This window comes from Arthrobacter mangrovi (genome assembly GCF_026011795.1).
GTDB lineage: Bacteria > Actinomycetota > Actinomycetes > Actinomycetales > Micrococcaceae > Crystallibacter > Crystallibacter mangrovi.
In genome coordinates this window covers 1-24,422 of record NZ_BRVS01000024.1, presented here as the reverse complement: position 1 = coordinate 24,422, position 24,422 = coordinate 1, and the positions used below count along the sequence as shown (strand labels likewise).

Sequence of the window (24,422 nt, the reverse complement as noted above, 5' to 3'; positions counted from 1 at the left end):
CGCGGCCGATTTGGCATCCCCGGCAGCTTCTGCATAGAATATTCAAGTTGCCCCGGACGGGGCGGCAAGGAAATACCACCGAATACGGGGCTGTGGCGCAGCTGGTAGCGCACCTGCATGGCATGCAGGGGGTCAGGGGTTCGAGTCCCCTCAGCTCCACTCGTGGAAGCATCTGCAACAGATGGAACCACGCCGTGGAACACAACAGTCCGGCATCATCCGCCGGCAGTATTTCCTAACGGGGCTGTGGCGCAGCTGGTAGCGCACCTGCATGGCATGCAGGGGGTCAGGGGTTCGAGTCCCCTCAGCTCCACCAACGAGGCCTATCGTCCGCCGGAGAATAACCGGCAGGCGGTGGGCCTCATTTCGTTTTCAGGGCAACCCCGCGCCGGATTGCGTGCGGCGGCTCAATCGTCCACGGTTCCCCGGTACGCCTTCACCGCATTGTTGGTGGTCGGGAAGAAGTGGTCCGGACCGAACCGGCTGCCGACGCCGAACCTGACGAGCCGGTCCTTGATCGGACCCTTCATCTCGGCAAACACCAGATCGATTCCTTCGCGCTCCAGATGCTTGTCGAGTTCCACCAGAGTGTCCGTGGCCGAGGTGTCCAGGCCGGTGATCGGCTCGGCCGCAACAATGACCATCCGCACCGGCGGGGGAGCTTCCTCGACCAGCGTCCTGATGTGGTCGCTGAACAGTGCGCTGTTGGCGAAGAACAGCGGGGCATCGAAACGGGCGATGACAAGCCCGGGAATCCGTTCGCCCTCCGGATGCCTGTCGACGTCATGGAAGCCCGGCACGTCCTGCACCTTGACGAGTTCGGTGCGGTACGGGCTCCAGGCCTGCCGGACGAAGGCCAGCAAAGCCAGGCCGACGGCTATGGCGATGCCTTGGAGGACGCCCACGAAGACGACGCCCAGGAAGGCAGCGATGAGGAGGACGGTTTCGGTTCGGCTCATGCGTGCCAGCCGCACGAGGGTCCTGATGTCCACCAGGGAGGCCACGGCCGCGATGACGACGGCGGCGAGGGTGCTTTGCGGCAGGTACGCCATGAGGCCCGGTGCCAGCAGCATGAAACCCGCGACGAGCAGCGCCGCGACGAAGCCGGCCAGCTGGGTGCGGGCCCCGGCGTCGATGGACACCGGGGTGCGCGAGGTGCTGCCGGAGATCGGGAACCCGCCGAGTAGGCCGGCCGACACGTTGGCCATGCCCAGGGCGCCCATCTCCTGGCTGCCGTCCACACGATAGCCGTAGCGGTCCGCCAGCGTGCGGGACAGGACGCCGGTATCGGCGAAGGTTATCAGGGCGATCCCGGCGGCCGGGGCGACCAGGGCCAGGACGTCAGCGGGCCTCAGCCCGGCGAGGGCCGGCGCCGGCAGGCCCTGAGGCAGCGCCCCGACCACCGGGACCACGGACGCAAGCCCCAGCGCCGCCGTCGCAATCATGGACCCTGCAACCGCGACGAGGATGCCCGGAATTTTCCACCCCAGCAGCTTCGGAACCGCGATCCCCGCCAGCGATGCCAGGCCGATCGCCAGCGCCGTGCCGTTGACGCCGCCACCGATGAGCGCGCCCGCGGCCCGTTCGAAGTTCTCCCAGGTCGAAGCCCCGGAGCCCTGGACGCCCATCAGTTTGGGAAGCTGGCTGGCGAAGACCACAAGCGCAATGCCGTTGAGGTAGCCGGAACGGATGGGTTTGGAGAGCAGCCCGGTGACGAAGCCGAGTTTCAGCGCCCGGCCGGCGACCAGGATGAGCCCGGTCAGCACCGCGAGCAGGCCGGCGAGGGCAACGGCACGGTCCTGGTCCTCCAGGGCCAGGGGGAGCACGGCGGCGGCGATCATCGGTGCCAGCGACGAGTCCGGCCCGATCACCAGCAGCCGTGAGGGGCCGAAGACCGCGTAGGCCAGCAGCGGGACGATGGTGGCGTAGAGCCCGGTGACCGGCGGCAGCCCCGCGGCGGAGGCGTAGGCCATACCTGCCGGAATCAGCAGGGTGAACAGCGCTGCCGCGGCCACCAGGTCGGAGCGCAGCCAGGAGCGGTCATAGCGCAGGACGACGCCGATTCCGGGGAAGAACCTGTCGATCCACTTGGGCTGTCCCACTCGAGCCCTGCCTCACGGTCGGTCGGTACGGACGCTCCGGCTGCGCGCCCGGGGCTGAGCTTATTATCCACCGCACCCTGCGGGGCCAGCCACGGTTGCCTCGCACGGTTGCTGCCGCGCGGGGCAGGCAGCAGGCGCATCCCGCGGGCCCCCGGGCGCCTGCGGCTCCCGCGGTTCAGCGGCGCCTGGGGGCGATGCTGGACTCGTGCAGGATGCCGGAGAGCCGGTCCATGAAGACATCCAGCCGCGGGTTCTGCCGGTCGTTCAGGAGCAGGGCGAAGATGTTCCGTGCCAGCCTCACCTCGGGGACGTCGATGACGACGATGCCGTCCGGTCCGTTCTGCAGGGCCAGTTCCGGAACCAGTGCCGCGCCCAGGCCGGAGGCGGCCATGGCCAGGCTGGCGTTGAAGTCGTCGCAGTAGGCGGCCACGCGCGGATGCAGGTCGCAGCTGGCGAAGAGCCGCTCGATCACCGTCGCGTCGCTCGTCCCGGGGTGGTGCATGATCCACGGCATTTCGGCGAGCTGGGAGGCCGTTACCGTGGCGCCGTGGCGGATGCCCCAGGACTGCGGCAGCACCACCCGGTAGTTGTCGTCCCCGAGCCACTGCCGGCTGATGTTGTGCGGCCAGGCCAAGCCGCCCTGTCCGACCTGGAAGACCAGGGCGACGTCGAGTCCGCCGCCGCTCCGCAGCCCTTGGATCGTCTGGCCGGGTTCGGCCACGTAGACCTTGAGTTTGATGCCGAGGCCGGACCAGTCGGAGGCGCTCAGCAGGCGGGGCAGCACATACGTGGCCAGGCTGGGGAAGATGCCCAGCTTGATTTCCTGTGCGCTGGCATCGTGGCTGCCGGCCGTTGCGGCGAGCAGCGCCTCGATGTCGGTCAGCACCTTGGCGGCGTGCCGCGACATGATCTGCGCCGCTTCGGTGGGCTGGACACTCCGGGCCGATCGCTCGAAGAGCTTGACGCCCGTCTCGCGTTCCAGCGCCGACATCTGCTGGGACACGGCCGATGCCGTGTAGCCCAGCTGGCCGGCGGCGGCCGCGAAGGAGCCGCGCCTGGTCACTTCCAGGAGGGTGCGCAGATGCACCGTATTGACCATTAGCTCTCCTGACGAATGGAAGGATGCCCCATCACAGCATCTTAGGCACGAAAGCGCCTCTTCCGGTGCCGGGAGGGGATGAAGCGACGGTCCGGCCAAGGCCGCGCCGCCTGCGGCGGGCAGCCGCGGCACAGGAATGGATTGCCGGCCGCGGGTGTTCTACTTAAGGCTGGCTGCGGGAGCGGCGGGGGTCGCTCGGGCGGCACGGCATGGGCGGAACGACACGCCGAAGAACATGCGACACGAAGAATTTCCGAACCTGTTGGCAAGTCCGTCCACAGCCTGTGGATGGCGTTCCGGCGGAGGCGTCGGAACCGCGGAAAATCAACGGTTTCATCACTCATCGAATCCCGGGTTCCTGTGGACGACGCGGGGGATGAATGACATACTTGTAATACATCATCTAGGGGTCGCGGCGAGATGCGTGCACTAGATGTAGTAGATTGAAAGCCGCTGGCGGGTGAATGGCAGGACCAGCCGGTGTGACGGCGGGACGGCACCGGGCGACAGCGAAGAATAGCCACAGACTTTACGGGAGAGGGACCATGACTGTAACGGTTTACACCAAGCCGGCATGCGTGCAGTGCAACGCGACTTACCGGGCGCTGGACAAGAAGGGCATCGCCTACGAGACCGTTGACCTCTCGCAGGACCCCGCAGCCCTGGACCGCGTCCGGGCCCTGGGCTACATGCAGGCTCCGGTCGTCGTTACCGAGCAGGACCACTGGTCCGGCTTCCGCCCGGACAAGATCGAGGGCCTCGCCCAGTCCGCGGCCGCTACCGTGGCCTAGCCGGAACGGAATCGGAAAGGCGGTCTCCATGACGGCTCTCCTGGCGGCCTGTGGGGCCATCGGGCAAGGGGCCGGTGGCGGCCCCGGTTCCACCACGGCTGCATCCCTGATCTACTTCTCGTCGGCCTCCGGGAACACGCACCGCTTCATCGCCAAGCTCGGTGTGGAGGCGGCGAGGATACCGGTTTTTTCCCGGGACGAAACCATCTACGCCCGCCGGCCGTACGTCCTGGTCATCCCGACGTACGGCGGCGAGGACGGCCGGAATTCGATTCCGCCGCAGGTCCTCAAATTCCTCAAGCACGAGGGCAACCGGAACCTGCTCCGCGGAGTCATCGGTTCCGGCAACACGAACTTCGGCACCACATACTGCCTGGCGGCAAAGAAGATCGCCGCGAAGTGCCAGGTGCCGCATCTATACAGCTTTGAACTAATGGGGACGTCCGACGACGTGGACCGGGTCAAACAAGGATTGGAAGACTTTTGGAAACGACAGTCGCAGACGCGGCCGTAGCCGCTAAGGAACTGCCCGCAGCGTACAAGGGGCTCGGTTACCACGAGCTCAATGCGATGCTGAACCTCTACGGACCGGACGGCAAGATCCAGTTCGAAGCCGACCGGTGGGCGGCGCGCCAGTACTTCCTGGAGCACGTCAACACCAACACGGTCTTCTTCCACGACGTGGACGAGAAGCTCGATTACCTGGTCAAGCACGACTACTACGAGCGCGAAACGCTTGACCAGTACACGATGAACTTCATCCGCGACCTGTTCAGCCACGCCTACAAGAAGAAGTTCCGGTTCGAGACGTTCCTGGGCGCCTTCAAGTTCTACACCTCCTACACACTCAAGACCTTTGACGGCAAGCGCTACCTGGAGCGCTACGAGGACCGCGTCTGCATGGTGGCCCTGCACCTGGCCCGCGGCGATGAGGACCTGGCGACCCGGCTGGTCGACGAGATCATCGAGGGACGGTTCCAGCCGGCCACGCCGACCTTCCTGAACGCTGGCAAGAAGCAGCGCGGCGAGCTGGTTTCCTGCTTCCTGCTGCGGATCGAGGACAACATGGAGTCCATCGCCCGCGGCATCAACTCGGCCCTCCAGCTGTCCAAGCGCGGCGGCGGCGTCGCGCTGTCCCTGACCAACATCCGCGAGCACGGCGCCCCGATCAAGCAGATCGAGAACCAGTCCTCCGGCGTCATCCCGGTCATGAAGCTCCTGGAAGACTCCTTCTCCTACGCCAACCAGCTCGGTGCGCGCCAGGGCGCCGGCGCGGTGTACCTGCACGCCCACCACCCGGACATCTACCGGTTCCTCGACACCAAGCGCGAGAACGCGGACGAGAAGATCCGGATCAAGACCCTCTCCCTCGGCGTGGTGATCCCGGACATCACTTTCGAGCTCGCCAAGCGCAACGAGGACATGTACCTGTTCTCCCCGTACGACGTCGAGCGCGTCTACGGCATGCCCTTCTCCGACGTCTCGGTCACCGAGAAGTACTACGAGATGGTGGACGACGCCCGGATCAAGAAGACCAAGATCAACGCCCGCGAGTTCTTCCAGACCCTCGCCGAAATCCAGTTCGAATCGGGCTACCCGTACATCATGTTCGAGGACACGGTGAACCGGGCCAACCCGATCGCCGGCAAGATCACCATGAGCAACCTGTGCTCGGAGATCCTGCAGGTCTCCACCTCCTCCGAGTACAACGAGGACCTGACGTACGCCGAGGTCGGCAAGGACATTTCCTGCAACCTCGGGTCGATGAACATCGCCAAGACCATGGATTCCCCGGACTTCGGCGCTTCCATCGAGACGTCCATCCGCGCCCTGACCGCGGTCTCGGACATGTCGTACATCAACTCCGTGCCCTCCATCGCGGCAGGCAACGCGCAGTCGCACGCCATCGGCCTCGGCCAGATGAACCTGCACGGCTACCTGGCCCGCGAGCGGGTCCACTACGGCTCCGAAGAGGGCCTGGACTTCACCAATATCTACTTCGCGACCGTGCTCTTCCACTGCCTCCGCGCGTCCAACGCCATCGCCAAGGAAACCGGGGAGACCTTCGGCGGCTTCGAGAACTCGAAGTACGCCACCGGAGAGTTCTTCGATAAGTACACCGGGCAGGACTGGCTGCCGCAGACCGAGAAGGTCAAGGAGCTGTTCCAGAACATCCACATCCCGACCCGGCAGGACTGGGAAGCGCTGAAGGCCTCCGTCATGGAGTTCGGCATCTACAACCAGAACCTGCAGGCCGTGCCGCCGACGGGTTCGATCTCCTACATCAACAACTCGACCTCTTCCATCCACCCGGTGGCTTCGAAGATCGAGATCCGCAAGGAAGGCAAGATCGGCCGCGTCTACTACCCGGCGCCGTACCTGACCAACGACAACCTGGAGTACTACCAGGATGCATACGAAATCGGCTACGAGAAGATCATCGACACCTATGCCGCCGCCACGCAGCACGTGGACCAGGGCCTGTCGCTGACGCTGTTCTTCAAGGACACCGCCACCACCCGCGACATCAACAAGGCCCAGATCTACGCCTGGCGCAAGGGCATCAAGACGATTTACTACATCCGCCTGCGCCAGCTCGCCCTGGAAGGGACCGAGGTGGAGGGCTGCGTCAGCTGCATGCTGTAGTAGCTTCGGGCAACTAAAACGTACGACGGCGGGTGACCGCCCGCCGTCGTACGCTTTCCCTCCGGTACTCCGGCGGGGGAGGCCGCATGCGGAGGGGCCGGAGTGTCACCGCCGCGAACTAGACTTGAAGAAACACCAAAGGAATCCGAGGGTAAAAATGACGGAGAAGGTCAAGCTCCTCCACCACGTTGAGGCCATCAACTGGAACCGCATCCAGGATGAGAAGGACGTGGAGGTCTGGAACCGGCTGGTCAACAACTTCTGGCTGCCGGAGAAGGTGCCGCTGTCCAATGACGTGCAGTCCTGGCACACGCTGACGCCGGCCGAGCAGACCCTCACCATGCGGGTGTTCACCGGCCTGACCCTGCTGGACACCATCCAGGGCACCGTCGGCGCCGTCAGCCTGATCCCGGACGCGCTGACCCCGCACGAGGAGGCCGTGTACACCAACATCGCCTTCATGGAGTCGGTGCACGCCAAGAGCTACTCCTCGATCTTCTCCACCCTGTGCTCCACCAAGGAGATCGACGAGGCCTTCCGCTGGTCGGTCGAGAACCAGAACCTGCAGAAGAAGGCGCAGATCATCACCGATTACTACTACGGTGACGACTCGCTCAAGCGCAAGGTCGCCTCGACCCTGCTCGAGTCCTTCCTGTTCTACTCCGGGTTCTACCTGCCGATGTACTGGTCCTCGCGCGCCAAGCTGACCAACACGGCCGACCTGATCCGCCTGATCATCCGCGACGAGGCCGTGCACGGCTACTACATCGGCTACAAGTTCCAGAAGGGCCTGGAGCAGGTGGACGAGGCCAAGCGCCAGGAGCTGAAGGACTACACCTTCGAGCTGCTCTACGAGCTGTACGACAATGAGGTCCAGTACACCCACGACCTGTACGACGGCGTAGGGCTGGCCGAGGACGTCAAGAAGTTCCTGCACTACAACGCCAACAAGGCCCTGATGAACCTGGGCTACGAGGCCATGTTCCCGTCCACCGTGACGGACGTGAACCCGGCCATCCTGTCGGCGCTGAGCCCGAACGCGGACGAGAACCACGACTTCTTCTCCGGCTCCGGCTCCTCCTACGTGATCGGCAAGGCCGTCAACACCGAAGACGAGGACTGGGACTTCTAGCCTCCTTCTTCCCGTCTCCCTGTCAGTGCCCCGGCTGGACATGTCCAGCCGGGGCACTGGCGTATCCAAGGGACACTCCGGCCGGTTCAGCCGGGCTTTCGACCGCGGTGGAAGCCGGCGGAACTGAGGGAGGGGAACTGGCGTCGGCGGCGGGGCATTGTCGCCGGGGTCGACTCCTCTGCCGACGGATGCGCGGCGGCGTGGACCTCGTACCACCGATGGTAGAGGGCGACCAGCGGGACCGAGCTGAGGCCGTGGAGAATGACGCTGAGCGCTACCGTGATGACCGCCGTCGTGAACACGACCTGGCCGTCGGGAACCCCGCGCTCGAAGGCGAGCAGCGCGAACACGAGCGAAGCGAGGCCGCGCGGACCGAACCAGCCGATGAACGCCGTCGTCGGGGCTTTCACGCTCTGCCCGGCGAAGGCGATCGCGACGGGGACCATGCGCACGAGTGTCAGGCTGAGCACAGCGTAGAGGACCACCTGCCAGGTGATGTGCGGGACGGCCCAGGTCAGCGCCAGGGCTCCGAATCCGATCCAGGTCACGGCGGCCAGGAAATCGCCGGACTCCTCGGCGAACAGGGTGACCAGCGAACCGCGTGCGCCGGACGCCCTCCCGAACGCGATGCCCCCGACGAACGCAGCGATAAAGCCGCTGCCGCCAAGCGCCAGCGCGAGGGTGTAAGCCAGCAGCGCCACGGCCATCGTCACGACCTGGCGCCACTCCGGGCTGATCCATTCCCGCCGGTCTGCGGTGCGGAACAGCAATCCGCCCAGGATTCCCGCCGCGAGTCCGCCGGCGAGTCCCCAGCCGATCTGGGCGGCCATGTTGCTGACGACCGCCCCGGTGACCCCGGTCGTGAGTTCGGCGTTGGCGATCTCGAGTGCGACGAGGAAGAACGGGACCGCCAGGCCGTCGTTAAGGCCGCTCTCGACGTCCAAAGCCTGCCGCACCCGGGCCGGTACGGCAGTGTCGGCCACGACCTTGCGGCCCAGGGCGGCGTCGGTCGAGGCCAGCATGGTGGCCAGCAGGGCTGCAGACGCGAGCGCCATGCCGGGGAAAACGAGGGCTCCGACCCATGCCCCGGCGAGCATAGTGAGCGGCAGGCCGATCAGCAGCAGGCGGCTTGGCCATCCCAGTTCGCGGCGCAGCGAGCGCAGGTCGAGCCGGGCGGCATCGCTGAACAGCAGCAGCACGAGCGCGAGTTCCGCCACGCGCTCGACTACCTCGGCCTCGAGCGCGACGTCAAGCATGCCGAGTGTCGAGGCGCCGACGGCGAATCCGGCGGCCGTCAGGAACAGGGCCGACGTGACGCCATAGCGGTCAAACGGCCTGGAGATCGCGCTCCAGAGGATGATGATTCCCAGTATCGTCGCCGCCGTCACCATGCGGATCCTGCTCTCGATCGCTGCGTCGCAGTCCGGGCCGGCTGGTTCAGCCGGACTCGCCGTCGGGTGCCGGTCGGGTCGCCGCCTGTTCCGCCTGCACCGCCCGGTGGACGTTCCCGTGGATCATCTGCGCGCCGAGGCGCTCCACCACGCCGTCCCTCTCCAGGGTCGCGCGGACGGCGGGCTTCAGCCGGGCCAGGCGCAAGTTGATGCCGGCCTCGCGGGTCAGGTGCACAACGTCCGCCAGCTTGGCTGCACCCTGGGAATCGATGAAGTTGATCCCCTCGCAGTCGAGCACGATACCGGTGAGCTGGGGAGTCGATTGGATGGCCTCGCGCAGGCGGTCCTCGAGAGCGTCGGCGGTGGCGAAGAAGAGTCCGCCGTCGAACCTGACCACGGCGATGTCGGGAAGCACTTCGTCGCCGGGGTGGCCTTCGGTTTCGCGGAAGACCTGCGTGCCCGGCTGGCGTCCCAGGACCGGCATCTCGGGGTGGGTGGCCACCGAGATGAGCCAGAGGAGCGACAGCCCGATGCCGATGATGACGCCCGCGAGCACGCCGAAGACGACCGTGCAGGCGATGGCGGTGACCGCGATCCAGAAGTCGAACCGCTGCACCCGGGCCAGCCGCCGCATTTCGCGCAGGTTCATCATGCCCATCACGACGGCTTCGATGATCAGGGCCGCCAGCACCGGCTGCGGCAGGTTCGAGAAGAGCGGGGCCAGGAAGAGCAGCGTGAGCAGGACGGTGGCGCCCGAGGTCAGGGACGCCAGGCCCGTCCTGGCCCCGGAATGGTCATTCAGCGAGCTCGCCGACAGGCTCGTCGAAACCGGCATCCCCTGGAACAGGCCGGCCGCCGTGTTGGCCAGCGACTGGGCCGTCGACTCCTGGTTGATATCGATCCGGTAGTGGTGCTTCGCGGAGAAGGCCCGCGCGTCTCCGGCGGTCTGGGAGAAGCCGATCAGGGCAAGCGCCACAGCCGCGACGGCGACGATGCCCACCTTGTCCCACATCAGCTGGAGGTCCGGGACCTGCACCGAGGGCAGCCCGCTGGGCACGTGTCCCACGAGGGCCACGCCCTTGTTACCAAGGCCGAACACGGCTGATGCGAGAAGACCGCCGACGACCAGGACCAGCGCACCCGGGATGCCGGGGGCGACCGCCCTCAGGCCGAAAACCACGGCCAGCGCAATCGTGCCGACGAAGAGCGTCGCGGGATGCGTTGCGCCTAGGGTTCCGAGCCAAGAGATAAATTCCTGGATCGGATTGGAGCCGGTCGCGTCGGTGCCGGTGAGCTTCGGCAGTTCGCCGACGACGACGTCGATCGCGGCGCCGAACAGGAAGCCGGTCACCACGGCCCGGGAGAGGAACTGGGCGATCCAGCCCATCTTGAGGACCGCGACGAGCAGGAAGAGGATCCCCGAAGCCAGGGTGATTCCGGCGACAAACGAGGCAATATCCTGCGGACCGGTGAGGCCGGCGGCGAGCACGGCGCTGGCGGCCACCGCCGCGAGGCCCGAGCTGGGCCCCATCGAGATCTGCCGGCAGGTGCCGAAGATGCCGTACGCGATTGCACCGGCGGCGGCCGCGTACAGTCCGTTCTGCAGCGGGATCCCCGCGATGCCGGCATACCCCAGGTTCTTCGGAACGATCAGGGCCGCGACGGTGATCCCGGCTGTCAGGTCGCCGCGCAGCCACGTGTGGTCGTAGGAACGGAGCTGTCCGATCAGTGGCACCAGGGGCCGGCCCCTGTGCTGGGACCTTTTCATGGTCCAGTCATACTCCCGGGCGCAGTGGTCCACCAGAGCCATCCTCTCCGGAACCTTCCGGCAGAGGACAGCAGCACGGGCCTACTTCAGCTTGAGCTTGGCCAGGACCATGTTGTGGTCCGATCCTGGAGTCGAGAGCAGCCGGCCCGCGGCGTCGATGTCGAGGACGTTTTCGTAGGAGACGGTGCCAGGGATGCTCTTTGTGAAGACGTAGTCGATGCGCCCGAACGTCGATGCCTGCTGCTTCCGGAAGCCGTTGGTGGTGGGGTAGAGGAAGTCGGTCTTCACAGCTGAGGAGGCGGTGTCGGTCCAGCCGGCCTTGATGAAGGCCTCGTGCGGGGCGTTGGAGGGCAGCTGGTAGAAGCTGGAGTTCATGTCCCCGCCGACAACGACGGGCCGGTTGCGGGTGTTGATCGTCTTCAGCTGCCGGTCTATGGTCTGCATGACGGCGGTTTTGGAGACGGAGCCGGTCAGCGGCAGCTTAGGGTCGACGTGGTAGGAGACGGCGTAAAAGATCTTGCCTGTCTTCTTCGATTTCAGCGCCACCCAGGCGGCGCCGCGGCGGTCCTGGCCCGCGGGGGTGGGCAGGGCGAACGTGCCGCGCTTGACCACTGAGTACTTGGAGCTTTTGTAGGCGACGCGGTTCCAGTAGTGCTTGGTGCCGGCCTTCTCCGGTGTCCGGTCCAGGGCGTAGCCGATGGTCTTCAGCCGGGCCTGGAAATCAGTCATGGCCTTGGTGCTGGCGGTGCCCGGGATGTTCACGTTCATGGCCTCCTGGAGCAGGAGGACGTCCGGGTTCTTCGCCTTAATGGTTTTCAGGTGGGTGAGCTTGCGGGTGTTCCAGTGCGGGGCGCCGGTGACCGTGCAGCTCGCGCACAGCAGGTTCTGGCTGGCTACGGCCAACGGTTCGGTTCCCGCGACGGCCGGGGCAGCCGGGTAGGCGGTGAGCCGGGCCGAGGTGCGGGTCTTGTAGGTCTTGTTGTGGGCGTAGACGCGGATGAAGCTCGGCATGGAGGAGCGGGAGCCGTGGGTAAGCCCGGTGATCTTCAGGCTCGTGCCGGCGACGTTGGAGAAGGTGCGCGGCCGCAGCGTCATGGCCATGTTGTCGGCAATGGTGACTGTGTAGTGGGTGGTGTCCGCGGTGCGGTTCCAGCTGACCGTAATGCTGTCCTGCCCGCCGGTCGTCTTGAGCGTGGTGAACGCACCGGGGTAGTTGGCCTGGGTGGTTGCCTTCAGCGTGGGGGACCATGCGGAGCGGACGTATTCGCCGTAGTCGCTGCCGGGCTCTCGGTACAGCGCCCGGTACTGGATGTAGTAGGTCGTCGCATCCTCCAGGTCGCCCAGGTACCGGCTGTGGACCTTCTCGACGACGGGGGCGCCCAGCAAGTCGGACCGGGTGGAATAGCGGACCTCGTAGCGGTTGGCCCCGGTCACCGCCTCCCAGTCGAGGGTAAAGCCGGTGTAGCCGGCGGAGACCAGCTTCGGGGCGGCGAGGATGGCCGAAATCTCCGCCGTGACCGTAAGGAGGGGCGAAGCCGCGGCCGGGCCGGGCACGGAAACAGTGGCGCCAAGCAGTGAGGCGGCGAGCAGGGTGGCCGCGGCGCGGCGCAGGGGAGTGAAGTCCATGATGCTCCTGAGCGAGTGGGTGGTCCCTGGCAGGAGACGTGCATCGAACCCCCGAAGCCTCCCCCGGCAAAAGTATGACGGGCGGAAACCCGTTTGCGAAACGATTCACCGAAGGAACTTCGGGCTGAGCCTGCATTTCGGCGCGGCGCCCGCCACAATCGGGTGTTTTGCCTGCTCAGCGCCTGCGTGAGCACCAACACATGTCACGGGTTTGTAACGATTCAGCAGGGGCGATACGTTAGATGGCGCCATGCTCCGGACGGTGCCATGGCCTGGTGCGCACGCCGAACTCTGCCAGCGTACCTGTCCGTTCAATTGCACTGGCAGAGGTGGAGGAACCATCATCGGCGCCACCGGCGCCTTGGGGTGAAGTGCGGCCAGCCTCAGCAGCTCCTGCTGTGCGGCGGCCGCGCCGGGATGCTCTCTCTCGAATCCGACAGCTAACTTCTCAGGCGTGTAGAGAGGATTCCCGTGAAGATTCACTCATCGCGCGGACGCCGGCGTGCCGGCTCCGCCGTTCCACCCGGCCGCCGCTCCCGTGGCCGCCGAAGCGCCGCCGCAGCCTCCTCTGCGACCGCACTCTCCCCCGTTCGGAAGCCGGTGGCGTTCACCGGCATCGCCGCCGTCGCCACCGGGTTGGCAGCAGCCGTGGTCCTGCCGCTGATTCAGCCATCGGAACCGGAAGCTGCGGGGAGCCCTTCGGACACCAAGACGTTCACGACGACGGGATCGGTAGCGGCGTCGACCAGCAGCACGACGCCCGCCTACGACCGGCCCACGGTCGACAGCAAGGCGGCCTCCACCGAGGCTGATCCGATGCCGGCAAGCGACGTGCAGCCGACCGCCGGCGCCGTTTCTCCGCAGGTTCCCGCAGCAGGAACGAACGGCGTTTCCAACGAACCGGCTGCCGTTCCGACCAGCGATGCCCCGCGGGCCACGGGTACACCGGGGACCGCGAGCGCCCCGGCCACCGGCTCGACCCGGGACCAGGCGGCGGCCGGCGCGGCCCAAGCACCCACCGCAACTCCCACGGCGGCACCGGAACCGACAGGCACGGCCAGTACGGCGTCGTCCGCGTCGGAGAGCCCGCGACCCACCGCATCCGCCACCCCCACTGAGCGGGCCGTGCCGTCTCCGACCGCTCCGGCCCAGCGCAGCGCGCGCGCCACCGCGCCGGTGTCTCCGAAGCCTGCTCCGTCCACCGAAACGTCCGCTCCCGGCGGTCCTCCCGTGCCCGGGGTTTCGCTGGAAATCGGCACAGACAAGGGCGAAGCGGCGCTGCGGAAGCTTCGGGCAGTGCGCGGCGGGACCGTCGACGACCCGAACTGGCGCTGGATCCGCTCGCATCTGGACGGGCGCGAGGAAGAGGACAGCCGCTAGCCGGCCTTGGTACTGGTCCGCGGGGCAGAAGTCCCGCGCCTCTGCCTCGGAACCGCGGCGGAAAGTACGACGGCGGAACTCACGTTCCGCCGTCGTACTTGCTTAAGGGAGGGACCGCGGAAGGCCGCTCGACCGATGCCCGGCTGCGGGATTACCGTTGAGATGGAGTCCGATGATGGACGATTTCAACGCACTGGTGGATACAGCGCGGGCGGCATACGCCCGCGGGGACTGGTACGCCGCCTACCGGGACTTTGCGAGCGCCAAGGAACTCTCCGGATTGCCTGCAGCGGATCTTGGCCTGCTGGGCAGCGCCGCCTGGTGGGTAGGGGAGGTCCAGGAATCGCTGTCGCTGTCCGAGGAGGTGTACCACCGCTTTTTGGACGGCGGCGAGCCGGCCGAGGCGGCGATGAAGGCCTTGAACCTCGGCCTGTTGTGGTTCATCCGGGGCGACCTTGTGATTGCCTCCGGCTGGGCCAGCCGGGCCCGGCGGATCCTTGCCGACATGCCGGAGGGGCCGGCGCAGGGCTACCTGCTGTACCTGGACGCCTCGATCGCCTTCGACTTCACCCCCGGGGGTCCGGCAGCCCGGGCCGCGGCACGGCTGCAGGAGCTGGCCCGCCGGCACCGTGCACCGGAGCTGACGTCGTTCGGGCTGGTGCTGTCCGGGCTGGTCGACCTGCGCGCCGGCAGGACAACGTCCGGCTTCGCCCAGCTGGATGAGGCGATGCTGCCGGTGCTCGCCGGGGCGATCCCGCCGGAATGGGCCGGGGACATCTACTGCACGGTCATCCACGCCTGCCATGAACTGGGGGACCTGCCGCGCATGAGCGCCTGGACCCGCGCCACGGAACAGTGGTGCCGGCAGTTCCAGGGGGAAGTGGTCTACGCGGGCATCTGCCGCATCCACCGGCTGCAGCTGCTCAGTGTGGAAGGCCGCTGGGGCGAGGCCGAGGCCGCCATCGAGCGCAGCGGCGCCGAACTGGTCGGCCGGAACAACTGGGTGGCGGGCGAGGCCTTCTACCAGCTGGGCGAGTTGAGGCGGCTGCGCGGCGATGCCGGCGGAGCGCAGGCAGCCTACGCGCGCGCCCGCGAGCTGGGCACGGACCCGCAGCCGGGGGAGTCCCTGCTGCAGCAGGCGGCGGGCCACAGCGACGCGGCTTGGGCCGGGCTGTGCTCGGCGCTGAGCGGGCGGGACCGGCTGGCTTGCGCGCGCCTGCTTGAGCCGGCGGTCTGCATCGCGCTTGCCCGTGGGCTGCGGGACGAAGCGGAGCGGTTCTGCACCCAGTTGGAGGAAACGGCGGACGAGTTCGGTACGGCCTGCTTCCGCGCGTGGGCCGGACACGCCAGGGCGGAAGTTTTGATCGACGCGGCGGACTTTGCGGGCGCTCTGCCCCGTCTGCAGTCGGCGGCCGCCGGATACCGGGCGCTGCAGGCGCGGTACGAGACGGCCAGGCTGTACGAGCTGTCCGCCCGGGCGCACCGCGGGATGTCCCAGCCGGCCGTGGCCGACGCCGACGAGGCCACGGCGCTCGCAATCTACCGCGAGCTCGGCGCGCTGCCGGACATCCGGCGCTTCGAGCGGACCCCGTTGCCCGGCGGCCTGACCGAGCGGGAAGCCGGCGTGCTGGCCCTGATCGCTTCGGGGGCCAGCAATAAGGACACGGCAGAGGCGCTGTTCATCAGCCAGAAGACGGTAGGCCGGCACGTGGCCAACATCTTCGCCAAGCTCGGAGTGTCGTCCCGCACTGCGGCTGCCGCCTGGGCCCATGAGCACGGCCTGCAGCCGGCGGAAGCCCGCCGGATACCGGGCTCTGCATGAAATGAGCCATACGGCCGCCGGAGGAAATGGGTAATCATCCCGACGCCCCGGTTTCCGCCGCTTCGTAGCGTTGATGGTGCACAGCCAGTGCACACAGCGTGAAGGAGCAGCAGCGATGGATATCGATCTGGCGATCCTGGCCGGCGGTGTCTCCACCGTCATCTTCGCCGGCAGCGTCATGCCCATGATCGTCAAGGCGGTGCGGACCCGCGACCTGGCGTCCTACAGCTTGGGGAACCTGCTGCTGAGCAACACGGGGAACCTCGTCTATGCCGTGTACGTCTACAGCCTGCCGGCCGGTCCGATCTGGGCGCTGCACGGTTTCTACATCCTTTCGACCGCCTTCATGCTGGCCATGTACCTGCGCCACGGGGCGTTCGCGGACCGGCGGCACGTCCGTCCGCGCACCGGATCGGATGAGCGGCAGCCGCGGCAGGGCACCGAGGCCCTGTCCGAACCCCGGCAGCCCGCCGCCTCAGGAACGCTGGTCCCGTAACGAAGGTCCTCTGCAGGAAAGGAAAGAACCATGACCATCGACCAGGAAACAACTCGTGAGGAATTCGGGAGCGGCCACGATGCCGCGGCGGCTGCCGCCGCGGGAGCCTACCTGGAGATCCTCAACAAGGCTGCGATCGCCCTGCTCACGAGCGTCGGGCACCAGACCGGCCTGTTCGAGACGCTGGCGCAGCTGCCGGCGGCGACGAGCAGGCAAATCGCCGACGCGGGCGGCCTGGACGAACGCTACGTGCGGGAGTGGCTGGGCGGGATGACCGCGGCGGGGATAGTCCGCTACGATGCCGCCGGCCGTACCTACCTGCTGCCCCGCGACCAGGCGGCCGTCCTGACCAGGGCCGCGGGCCCGAACAACATGGCTCTGCTGATGCAGCATATTTCGATGATGGGCGAGGTGGAGCAGAAGATCATCGACCGCTTCCACCGCGGCGGCGGGCTGGCGTACGCCGAGTATCCCCACTTCCACCGCAACATGGCCGAGACCAGCGCGGCAGTACACGACGCGGCCCTGCTGGACGTGATCCTGCCGCTCGCGCCGGGCCTGCCGAATCGCCTGGCCCGGGGCATCGATCTGTGCGATATCGGGTGCGGCAGCGGCCACGCCGTCAACCTGATGGCCAGGGCCTTCCCCGCCAGCAGGTTCACCGGCTACGACTTCTCGGCGGATGCCATCGCGGCGGCCCGAGCCGAGGCCGGACGGATGGGTCTGGAGAACGCGTCCTTCGAGGAACTGGACGTGGCGGCCCTCGACCGTGTGCAGGCCTTCGACGCGGTGACCGCCTTCGACGCGATCCACGACCAGGCGCACCCGGCGCAGGTGCTCGCGAACATCCGCAAGGCGCTGAGGCCCGGCGGCGTGTTCCTGCTCGTGGACATCAAGGCCTCCAGCCACGTCGAGGACAACGCCGCCCTCCCGTGGGGCAGCTACCTGTATGCCATTTCGATGTTCCACTGCATGAGCGTCTCGCTCGGGCTCGACGGCGCCGGGCTGGGCACGGTCTGGGGCCGGCAGCTGGCGCTGTCCATGCTCGCGGACGCGGGCTTCGGCCGGGTCGAGGCCAAGGAGATCGAGTCGGACCCGTTCAACCTGTACTTCGTGGCAGGGCTGTAGTCAGCCGCGCGGGAGGATGTGGCGCCGTTTCGGGAACCGGATCCTGTCCAGGTCCTCGGCCGCGAGGACCTTGGTGCCGCCCGCCCGCGCGCCGGCCTGCTCCGCCAGCACGGACATGTCATCCCCGTAGCGGGAGGAGAAGTGCGTCAGCACCAGCGTGCCCGCCCCGCCGGAGGCCGCCAGCGCACCTGCCTGCCCCGCGGTGAGGTGGCGATACTGCGATGCCAGCCCCTCGTCGTCGTCGTTGAAGGTGGACTCGGTAACCAGCAGGTCGGCGCCGTCGGCCAGGTCCTCGGCACCGGGACACACGGCGGTGTCCATGATGAAGGCGAAGCGCTGACCGGGGCGGTACACGCTCACGTCCTCCAGGCGCACGCCGTTGAAGCTGCCCTCACGCTGGAGCCGTCCGACGTCGGGCCCGTCGATGCCGGCCGCCGCGAGGCGCTTGGGCAGCAGGGTGTGCCCGTCCGGTTCGGTCAGGCGGTAGCCGTAGGTCTCGATCCGGTGCCGCAGCTCGCGGACCTCGAGCCCGGCGGCGACGGGACCGGCGGAACCGTGCGGGCAGAGCCGAAGGTCGATGCCGGGGGACGCGACCGAGACCAGCGCGCGGACCACGTCCTCGCCGGAGGCCGGATAGTGCAGATAGACCGGATGGGGCACACCGTCCAGGGCCATGCGGGAGAGCACGCCGGGCAGGCCGTAGCAGTGGTCCCCATGCACGTGCGTGAGGCAGATCCGTGTGATCCGGGTGGCGGAGACGCCGGCATGGATCATCTGCCGCTGCGTCCCCTCACCCGGGTCGAAGAGCAGGCCCTCGCCGTCCCAGAGCAGCAGGTAGCCGTTGTGGTTCCGGGTCCTCGTGGGGACCTGCGACGCTGTGCCGAGAACGATCAGTTCGCGCATGCCACCGAGTGTGCCATGTGATTGGCGGCTGCGGGACGTTACCGGTTTACTGGTAGGAACGGCCCAAGCGGCACGAGGGAGAAGAACATGGTCAGGGCAGTATGGCGCGGCGCGGTGATCGCCGAATCCGAGGACACCCTGGTGGTAGAAGGCAACCACTACTTCCCGCGCGACAGCGTCAAGGACGAATTCCTGGTTCCCAGCAGCCACCACTCCGAGTGCGGCTGGAAGGGCACGGCGCACTACTACTCGCTCGACGTCGACGGCGAGCGCAACCAGGACGCTGCCTGGTATTACCCGCTGACCACCCCCGAGGCCGAAAAGATCCGGGGCCGGGTGGCCTTCTGGCGCGGAGTGACCGTTGGCGACTGAACTGGCGGCCGGCGAAGCGGCGAAGCAGCCGGACGCCTCCGCGCCATCGTCCGCCGCTCCGGCGAAGGCCTGGCCGGGTGACCTGGACCGGTCGCTGTCATGGGTCCGGCAGGACGTCTCCTTCGGCGCCGCGGAAGACCTGGACTACGGGCTGCGGATGCTGCAGGCGGCCAAGGCCGGCAGGCTGGGCGCGACGGTGCGGATCTACCGGCCGGAGCCGAGCGTGGCCTTCGGCCAGCGCGACACGCATCTCGCCGGCTTCGCCGAGGCCGCGGAGCGCTGCCGGGCACTCGGATTCGAGCCGCTGGTGCGCAAGGCCGGGGGACGCGCGGCGGCCTACCACCGCGGGTGCCTGGTCGTCGACCACGTGCAGCCGGAAGCGGACGCGATCGCAGCCTCCCGGCACCGCTTTGCCTACTTCGGCGAACTGCTGGCGGCAGCGTTGCGGGATGCCGGCGTGAGCGCCCGCATGGGCGAGATTCCGGGCGAGTACTGTCCGGGGGAGTACGGCGTGCACGGGGTTCCCGGGTACGACGGCGGGACGCGGGTCAAACTGGTGGGCACCGCGCAGCGGGTGGTCGCCGGGGCCTGGCTGTTCTCCTCCGTGATCGTGGTGGAGGACTCCGGGCCGCTGCGGGAGGTGCTGGTCCAGGCCTACGACGCGCTGGGGCTGGAATGGGACCCGGCGACCGCGGGCGCCGCCGATGACCTGGTTCCTGGTATCGGGGTGGACGCGGTCGAGCGCGCCGTGCTGGCCAGGTACCGCAATGACTGGGAACCCGAGGAGTCCGGTTTCCGGGCGCTGCTGGAGCGGACCGGGCGGCCGGAAGAGTAGGACCGTGAGCGGCGGGACGGTGGAAGATGGGTCGGTCGATCTCCCCGAACAGGTCCGGCGGGCACAGGCACCGCCGTACGGCGCCCACGCCGGCGCAGGAGCGCTGGGCCCGGATCCTGACCTGGCTCTACGCGGTGGCGACGCTGACCGCCGTCGTCCTCTGGCTGGCCCGGCTCGCCGGGCTCCCGTCGCGGCTGCCGGTGGTGGTGTTCGGGGCGCTCAACATCCCGCTGACGCCCTCCCTCGTGTCCATCGTGGTCCTGGCGCTCGTCACCGGCGCGCTGTTGCGGCGCCGCCGGGTGGCGCTGATGCTGTTGGCGGTCTTCGCCGTGCTGGGGCTGATCGTCTCGGCAGCCATCCTCGCCGGGCTGTGGGAACGCCGCCCCGGTAGCCGGCCGGCGGCAGCGCTCGCCGCGGGCACCGCCGTCGAACTCATCGGGATCGTTGCCTCCCTGCTGACCCTGTGGCTCGTATGGTGGGTGCGGCCGGCGTTCCCGGCGCGGACCCGGGCCGGCGCGGCGCGGGCGGCCATCCTGACCCTGGTCGGCGGAACGGTGCTGTCCGTGGGGCTGCCGCACGTCCTGCTGCGCGCCGGGACCGGGCCTGCCGTGGACGGACTGGACGTGCTCGGCATGGCGGTGCTGCGCGCCCTCGGCCTGCGGGTGGCGCCGGCCTTCTACCGGCAGATCCCCGCGGGCATCCCGCTGCTGACGTCGATCCTGCTGTCCGTGACGATCGTAGCCACCGTCTTCGTCTTCCTGCATTCGGGCCGCAGGCCGGGCGCCTGGACGAGCGGCCAGGAGATCGCCCTGCGCGGCCTGCTTGCCGAATACGGCGGCCACGATGCGCTCGGCTACTTTGCGACCCGGCGGGACAAGGAGCTGATCTTTGCCCCGGACGGGCGCGCCGCCGTGGCTTACCGGGTGGTTGGCTCAGTGTGCCTGGCGGCGGGGGATCCGGTGGGGGATCCGGCGGCCTGGCAGCCCGCTGTTGAGGCGTGGAAGCGCCACGCCCGCGGATTCGGCTGGACTCTGGGCGTGGTGGGCGCATCGGAAGAGGCGGCCCGGGTGTTTGCCGCGGCCGGGCTCGGCGTCCTGGTGCTCGGTGACGAGGCGGTCCTGTATCCGGACCAGTTCTCGCTGACCGACCGGAACCTGGCCGATGTGCGGCGCGCCGTGCGCCACGCCCGCAGGAAGGGTCTCGAGGTCCGCATCCGGCGGCAGTCGGACGTGCCGCCGGCAGAACTGGCAGCCCTGGGGGAGTTGGCGGACAAGTGGCGGGGGAGCGCAAGCGACCGCGGCTTTTCCATGGCACTCAACCGGTGGGGCGATCCCGCCGACGGGCGCTGCCTCATCGTCACCGCACACGGCGACGATGGTGCCGTCACGGGGCTCCTGTCGATGGTGCCGTGGGGGAGGAACGGGCTCTCGCTGGATCTCATGCGGCGCTCGCCGGAGGCCGCCAACGGGACGACCGAACTCCTGGTCGCCCGCCTGATGGAGCAGGCCAAGGACCTCGGGATTACCCGGATTTCCTTGAACTTCGCGATGTTCCGGGGGCTGTTCGCCGACGCCGACCGGCTCGGCGCCGGAGCGGTGACCCGGCTTAATACGTCCTTGCTGGGTTTCTTCGAACGGTTCTTCCAGTTGGAGCGGCTCTACCGGTCGAATGCCAAGTACCGGCCGGAGTGGTTCCCCCGCTATCTGTGTTTCGACGGTCTCCTGGTGCTGCCCAGGGTGGCCCTGGCGGCGGCGCAGGTCGAGGGTTTTGTGCCCGGGCTGTGGCACCGGGAAGCCCCGCAGTACCGGCTGACGGAAGCGGAGCTTGAGTTGGTGGGCGCCCTCGAGACGGCTCCGCGCCGCCCCCGCGGACCCGCCCGCAGGCTCTCTGCACAGACCCGGCACCGGCTGCGTCACGCGCAGATGCTCCGGGAGGCGGGGATGGAGCCCTACCCCGTCGGGATGGCGCCCGCAGTCCCGGTTGCGTCTGCCGACGGTGGACCGGGACAGCCTTGCCTGGTCTTCGGACGCATCCGCGGGCTGCGGCACCACGGAGGCGTGCTGTTCGCCGACCTCACGGACGGCGGGTGCACGGTGCAGGCGGTTCTGGAGCGCGGCGTCCTCGGCACGGAGCGGCTGCGCCTGCTGAGCCGGGCGCTGGACGTCGGCGACCTCGTGGTGGTCACGGCCACTGAGGCGCAGTCCCGCAGCGGCACGCCGTCGTTACAGGTCTCGCAGCTGCAGGTGGCCGCGAAGGCGCTGCATCCCGTGCCGTACGTCCGCGGGCCGGCCGGGCCGGGCAGCCGTCCGCGGCACCGTGAGATGGACCTGCTGGTTCGCCCGGCGGGAATGGATGTGCTGGTGCGCCGGGCTCGGGTCCTTGGGGAAATCCGGCGCCTCCTCGGGGAGGAAGGTTACCGCGAGGTCGAGACACCCATCCTCGCCGCGGCGGGCGGCGGTGCCGCGGCGCGCCCCTTCCGCACCTACAGCAACGCCTACGGAACCGATCTGACCCTGCGCATCGCACCCGAGCTCTATCTCAAGCGGCTGCTGGTCGCCGGATCCGGCCGCATCTTCGAGATCGGCCGCAACTTCCGCAACGAAGGGGCCGATGCCACCCACAGCCCGGAGTTCACTTCCCTGGAGGCGTACAGCCCGTTCGCGGACTATACGGACATGAAAGAGCTGGCCGAGCGGCTGGTCAAGGCCGCGGCCACGAAGGTGCACGGCGCGGCAGTGATGCCGCTGCGCCGGGCACAAGCCCCGGGGGAGCCTCCGGAACTGACGGATGTATCCGGACCATGGGCGTGGGTGAAGGTCCTGGACGCCGTCTCCCAGGTACTCGGCCAGCGCGTATCCGCTGACTCGGACCCCGATCTCCTGGTGCGGCTCGCCCGCCGGAACGGGGTCGCCGTCGGTCCCGGACCGGGTGCCGGAACCGTGCTGGAGGAACTTTACGCCCGGCTCGTCGAACCGGCCACGGTCCTGCCCACGTTCTACTACGATTTCCCGGCCGAGAGCACGCCATTGGCGGCCCCGCACCGCAGCAGCACCGGTTTGGTGGAACGCTGGGACCTCGTGGCCAACGGGATGGAGATCGGCACCGGCTATTCGGAGCTCACCGACCCGCTGGAACAGCGTCGCCGGTTAACCGAGCAGGCCCTGCACGCGGGCGCCGGGGCGGGCGGCGGGTACGGGGTCGATGAGGACTTCCTGGCCGCGCTGGAAACCGGGATGCCGCCGGCGGGCGGGCTCGGGCTCGGGATCGACCGGCTCATGATGCTGCTCGAGGGAACCGGCATCCGGGAAGTGCTGAGCTTTCCGTTCACCAAACCGGGAGCCGGGCCGTGACCGCTGCTGCCCGCGGTGGCCGTCCGGCAGTTCAGCGCACGAGGCCGGCCACCAGGTTGATGGTCGTGGCGAGAACGACCGTGCCGAACACGTAGGAGAGCATGGCGTGGCGCAGCACCGTGGCACGGACTGCGTGCCCGCCGCCAGCGGCCCCGCCCGCCGTAATCCACAAACGGCAGGCAGCCAGTGTCCCCGGCCGACGGCGGAGGCCACACTGATCCCACAGCAGGTCACTTCAAGGAGGCAGCATGTGCGATATCTGCAACGGCATGTCGGTGCGGCAGCTCAAGGAAAAGATCCGGATGAACATCGCGCGGCACGGCTGGCACGCCGCGCTGGTGGAGGGCGGCCCCGAGTATCCCGCCTTCGGCTACACCGTGGGTCTGACGGAGCTGCGGCACGCGGAGATCCTCATTACCGGCAGGGAACCGCGGGAGATCTACCTGATGCTGGCCGAGATGGCGCACATGGTGCTCGGCCACGGCACCCGGCTGCTGGCCACCCTCAACGTGCCGCTCAGTACCCGGCGGGTCTATCTGGCGCCGGTGGAGGAGCAGGACCAGGCAGACGTGCTGCTGTATGCCCACAAGCTGTACGGGCGGCGGCTGCGGGCGGTGCAGGCCGTGTGGGCGGATGACAGCGGCCGCCTCCCGTGGCAGCAGGACGTCGTCGACGTGCTGACCCAGCCCCTCTACGGCACGCCGCCCGGCCTCACTCCCATCAGGGAATGATGCCGGGCGGCGGTATCACGGAACGGCGCTCCTGCGGTCTAGTGGCCGCGGGCGATCCATTCGTCGAGGTGTGGTGCTTCGGCGCCGATGCTGGTGGCGTCGCCGTGGCCGGTGTTGACGGTGGTTTCGGCGGGCAGGGTGAGCAGGCGGCTCTTGATCGAGTCGATGATGGTCTCGAAGCTGGAGTAGCTGCGGCCGGTGGCGCCGGGGCCGCCGTTGAAGAGGGTGTCGCCGCTGAATAGGACGGCCTCGGAGGGCAGGTGGAAGCACACGGAGCCGGGGGAGTGGCCGGGGGTGTGCAGGGCGGTCAGGGTGGTTCCGGCGATGTCGAAGGTGTCGCCGTCGTTGATGGCGTGGTCCGGGGCGGAGTCGGGGTAGACGGCGTCCCAGAGCATGCGGTCGGCGTCGTGGAGGTAGACCTCGGCGCCGAGGAGTCGGCGGGTTTCGCCGGCGGCGCGGATGTGGTCGTCGTGGCCGTGCGTGAGCAGGATGGCCTTTACGGTGCGGTCTCCCACTGCTTCGGCGACGGCGGCCGGGTTGTGTGCGGGGTCGATCACGATGGCTTCGGAGTCGTCGCCGATGATCCAGACGTTGTTGTCGACGTCCCAGGTCCCGCCGTCGAGGGAGAAGGTGCCGGAGGTGACGAGGTTCTCGATGCGAACGCTCATGCGGCGGCTCCTGCGGGTTCGATTTCCACTACGGAGCGGAGGACTTTGCCTTCGTGCATTTTGTTGAAGGCTTCTTCGATTTGGTCGAGGGTGATGCGTTCGGTGACGAAGGCGTCGAGGTCGAGGTTGCCCTGCTTGTAGTGGTTGACGAGCATGGGGAAGTCCCGGGAGGGGAGGCAGTC

General features: G+C 68.2%; 19 protein-coding genes, 2 tRNA genes, 2 pseudogenes and 1 riboswitch. Of the genes and pseudogenes, 14 read left to right on the top strand and 9 right to left on the bottom strand.

All coding sequences use genetic code 11. The annotated features are described in order from the left end of the window. Nucleotides 1–86 precede the first annotated feature (86 nt). Both AHIS1636_RS16435 and AHIS1636_RS16430 read left to right on the top strand, forming a co-directional pair. A tRNA-Ala gene (locus AHIS1636_RS16435) sits at nucleotides 87–159 on the top strand. An 81-nt stretch (nucleotides 160–240) separates the two neighbouring features. Continuing rightward, a tRNA-Ala gene (locus AHIS1636_RS16430) sits at nucleotides 241–316 on the top strand. 91 nt (nucleotides 317–407) lie between these two features. Here the strand turns inward: AHIS1636_RS16430 and AHIS1636_RS16425 are convergent. Next, nucleotides 408–2,102, bottom strand: a complete 1,695-nt coding sequence (locus AHIS1636_RS16425; RefSeq protein ID WP_264796919.1) for a SulP family inorganic anion transporter — start codon at nucleotides 2,100–2,102, stop codon at nucleotides 408–410. 175 nt (nucleotides 2,103–2,277) lie between these two features. After that, the gene (locus AHIS1636_RS16420) at nucleotides 2,278–3,201 is read right to left on the bottom strand and encodes a LysR family transcriptional regulator (RefSeq protein ID WP_264796918.1); all 924 of its coding nucleotides are present in this window, start codon (nucleotides 3,199–3,201) and stop codon (nucleotides 2,278–2,280) included. A 545-nt stretch (nucleotides 3,202–3,746) separates the two neighbouring features. On the opposite strand from AHIS1636_RS16420, the gene nrdH reads away from it, so the two are divergent. The 4 genes from nrdH (at nucleotide 3,747) to nrdF (ending at nucleotide 7,770) form a co-directional block, all read left to right on the top strand. Beyond that, nucleotides 3,747–3,992, top strand: coding sequence for a glutaredoxin-like protein NrdH (nrdH, locus tag AHIS1636_RS16415; RefSeq protein ID WP_262104865.1), 246 nt, complete (start codon nucleotides 3,747–3,749; stop codon nucleotides 3,990–3,992). Nucleotides 3,993–4,020: 28 nt separating this feature from the next. Beyond that, the gene (gene nrdI, locus AHIS1636_RS16410; protein WP_264796917.1) at nucleotides 4,021–4,506 is read left to right on the top strand and encodes a class Ib ribonucleoside-diphosphate reductase assembly flavoprotein NrdI; all 486 of its coding nucleotides are present in this window, start codon (nucleotides 4,021–4,023) and stop codon (nucleotides 4,504–4,506) included. Nucleotides 4,507–4,517: 11 nt separating this feature from the next. Further along, on the top strand, nucleotides 4,518–6,638 hold the full coding sequence (nrdE, locus tag AHIS1636_RS16405) for a class 1b ribonucleoside-diphosphate reductase subunit alpha (RefSeq protein WP_264796953.1): 2,121 nt from the start codon (nucleotides 4,518–4,520) through the stop codon (nucleotides 6,636–6,638). A gap of 157 nt (nucleotides 6,639–6,795) precedes the next feature. Next, entirely contained in the window at nucleotides 6,796–7,770 is a 975-nt protein-coding gene (nrdF, locus tag AHIS1636_RS16400) for a class 1b ribonucleoside-diphosphate reductase subunit beta (RefSeq protein WP_264796916.1), read from the top strand. Between the two features lie 86 nt (nucleotides 7,771–7,856). Here the strand turns inward: nrdF and AHIS1636_RS16395 are convergent, their stop codons facing one another. The 3 genes from AHIS1636_RS16395 to AHIS1636_RS16385 all read right to left on the bottom strand — a co-directional run bounded on the left by AHIS1636_RS16395 (nucleotide 7,857) and on the right by AHIS1636_RS16385 (nucleotide 12,555). Then, a complete protein-coding gene (locus AHIS1636_RS16395; protein WP_264796915.1) occupies nucleotides 7,857–9,161 on the bottom strand; it encodes a cation:proton antiporter domain-containing protein in 1,305 nt (434 codons plus the stop codon). Nucleotides 9,162–9,207: 46 nt separating this feature from the next. Further along, complete coding sequence (locus AHIS1636_RS16390; protein ID WP_264796914.1) at nucleotides 9,208–10,929, bottom strand: SulP family inorganic anion transporter; 1,722 nt, start codon at nucleotides 10,927–10,929, stop codon at nucleotides 9,208–9,210. An 81-nt stretch (nucleotides 10,930–11,010) separates the two neighbouring features. Continuing rightward, on the bottom strand, nucleotides 11,011–12,555 hold the full coding sequence (locus AHIS1636_RS16385; protein ID WP_264796913.1) for an endonuclease/exonuclease/phosphatase family protein: 1,545 nt from the start codon (nucleotides 12,553–12,555) through the stop codon (nucleotides 11,011–11,013). Nucleotides 12,556–12,831: 276 nt separating this feature from the next. Beyond that, nucleotides 12,832–13,024: riboswitch (cyclic di-AMP (ydaO/yuaA leader) on the top strand. Between the two features lie 2 nt (nucleotides 13,025–13,026). Between AHIS1636_RS16385 and AHIS1636_RS16380 the strand changes: the two genes are divergently transcribed. The 4 genes from AHIS1636_RS16380 (at nucleotide 13,027) to AHIS1636_RS16365 (ending at nucleotide 17,381) form a co-directional block, all read left to right on the top strand. Further along, on the top strand, nucleotides 13,027–13,935 hold the full coding sequence (locus AHIS1636_RS16380; protein WP_264796912.1) for a hypothetical protein: 909 nt from the start codon (nucleotides 13,027–13,029) through the stop codon (nucleotides 13,933–13,935). Between the two features lie 175 nt (nucleotides 13,936–14,110). Then, nucleotides 14,111–15,757, top strand: a complete 1,647-nt coding sequence (locus AHIS1636_RS16375; protein WP_264796911.1) for a helix-turn-helix transcriptional regulator — start codon at nucleotides 14,111–14,113, stop codon at nucleotides 15,755–15,757. Between the two features lie 115 nt (nucleotides 15,758–15,872). Next, a complete protein-coding gene (locus AHIS1636_RS16370; RefSeq protein ID WP_264796910.1) occupies nucleotides 15,873–16,253 on the top strand; it encodes a hypothetical protein in 381 nt (126 codons plus the stop codon). Nucleotides 16,254–16,283: 30 nt separating this feature from the next. Beyond that, a complete protein-coding gene (locus AHIS1636_RS16365; RefSeq protein ID WP_264796908.1) occupies nucleotides 16,284–17,381 on the top strand; it encodes a class I SAM-dependent methyltransferase in 1,098 nt (365 codons plus the stop codon). On the opposite strand, the gene AHIS1636_RS16360 is transcribed toward AHIS1636_RS16365, so the two are convergent. Then, nucleotides 17,382–18,284: a ribonuclease Z gene (locus AHIS1636_RS16360; RefSeq protein ID WP_264796907.1), complete on the bottom strand. Its 903-nt coding sequence runs from the start codon at nucleotides 18,282–18,284 to the stop codon at nucleotides 17,382–17,384. Nucleotides 18,285–18,371: 87 nt separating this feature from the next. Between AHIS1636_RS16360 and AHIS1636_RS16355 the strand changes: the two genes are divergently transcribed. From AHIS1636_RS16355 to lysX, 3 genes are all read left to right on the top strand, one after another. Beyond that, nucleotides 18,372–18,656 carry a DUF427 domain-containing protein gene (locus AHIS1636_RS16355; RefSeq protein WP_264796906.1) on the top strand — a complete coding sequence of 95 codons (285 nt, stop codon included), beginning with the start codon at nucleotides 18,372–18,374 and terminating at the stop codon, nucleotides 18,654–18,656. Nucleotides 18,657–18,738: 82 nt separating this feature from the next. After that, nucleotides 18,739–19,491: a lipoate--protein ligase family protein gene (locus AHIS1636_RS16350; protein WP_264796952.1), complete on the top strand. Its 753-nt coding sequence runs from the start codon at nucleotides 18,739–18,741 to the stop codon at nucleotides 19,489–19,491. Between the two features lie 26 nt (nucleotides 19,492–19,517). Then, complete coding sequence (gene lysX / locus AHIS1636_RS16345; protein ID WP_264796905.1) at nucleotides 19,518–22,841, top strand: bifunctional lysylphosphatidylglycerol synthetase/lysine--tRNA ligase LysX; 3,324 nt, start codon at nucleotides 19,518–19,520, stop codon at nucleotides 22,839–22,841. A 31-nt stretch (nucleotides 22,842–22,872) separates the two neighbouring features. Here lysX and AHIS1636_RS16340 read toward each other — a convergent pair. Beyond that, nucleotides 22,873–22,974, bottom strand: a pseudogene (locus AHIS1636_RS16340) (DUF1345 domain-containing protein); the annotation flags it as partial. 115 nt (nucleotides 22,975–23,089) lie between these two features. Between AHIS1636_RS16340 and AHIS1636_RS16335 the strand changes: the two are divergent. Further along, nucleotides 23,090–23,572, top strand: coding sequence for a DUF4262 domain-containing protein (locus AHIS1636_RS16335; RefSeq protein ID WP_264796904.1), 483 nt, complete (start codon nucleotides 23,090–23,092; stop codon nucleotides 23,570–23,572). A 38-nt stretch (nucleotides 23,573–23,610) separates the two neighbouring features. Here AHIS1636_RS16335 and AHIS1636_RS16330 read toward each other — a convergent pair whose 3' ends face one another. Continuing rightward, complete coding sequence (locus tag AHIS1636_RS16330) at nucleotides 23,611–24,240, bottom strand: MBL fold metallo-hydrolase (protein ID WP_264796903.1); 630 nt, start codon at nucleotides 24,238–24,240, stop codon at nucleotides 23,611–23,613. Next, a pseudogene (locus AHIS1636_RS16325) lies at nucleotides 24,237–24,422 on the bottom strand (S-(hydroxymethyl)mycothiol dehydrogenase); the annotation flags it as partial. The gene AHIS1636_RS16330 and the pseudogene AHIS1636_RS16325, both read right to left, overlap by 4 nt.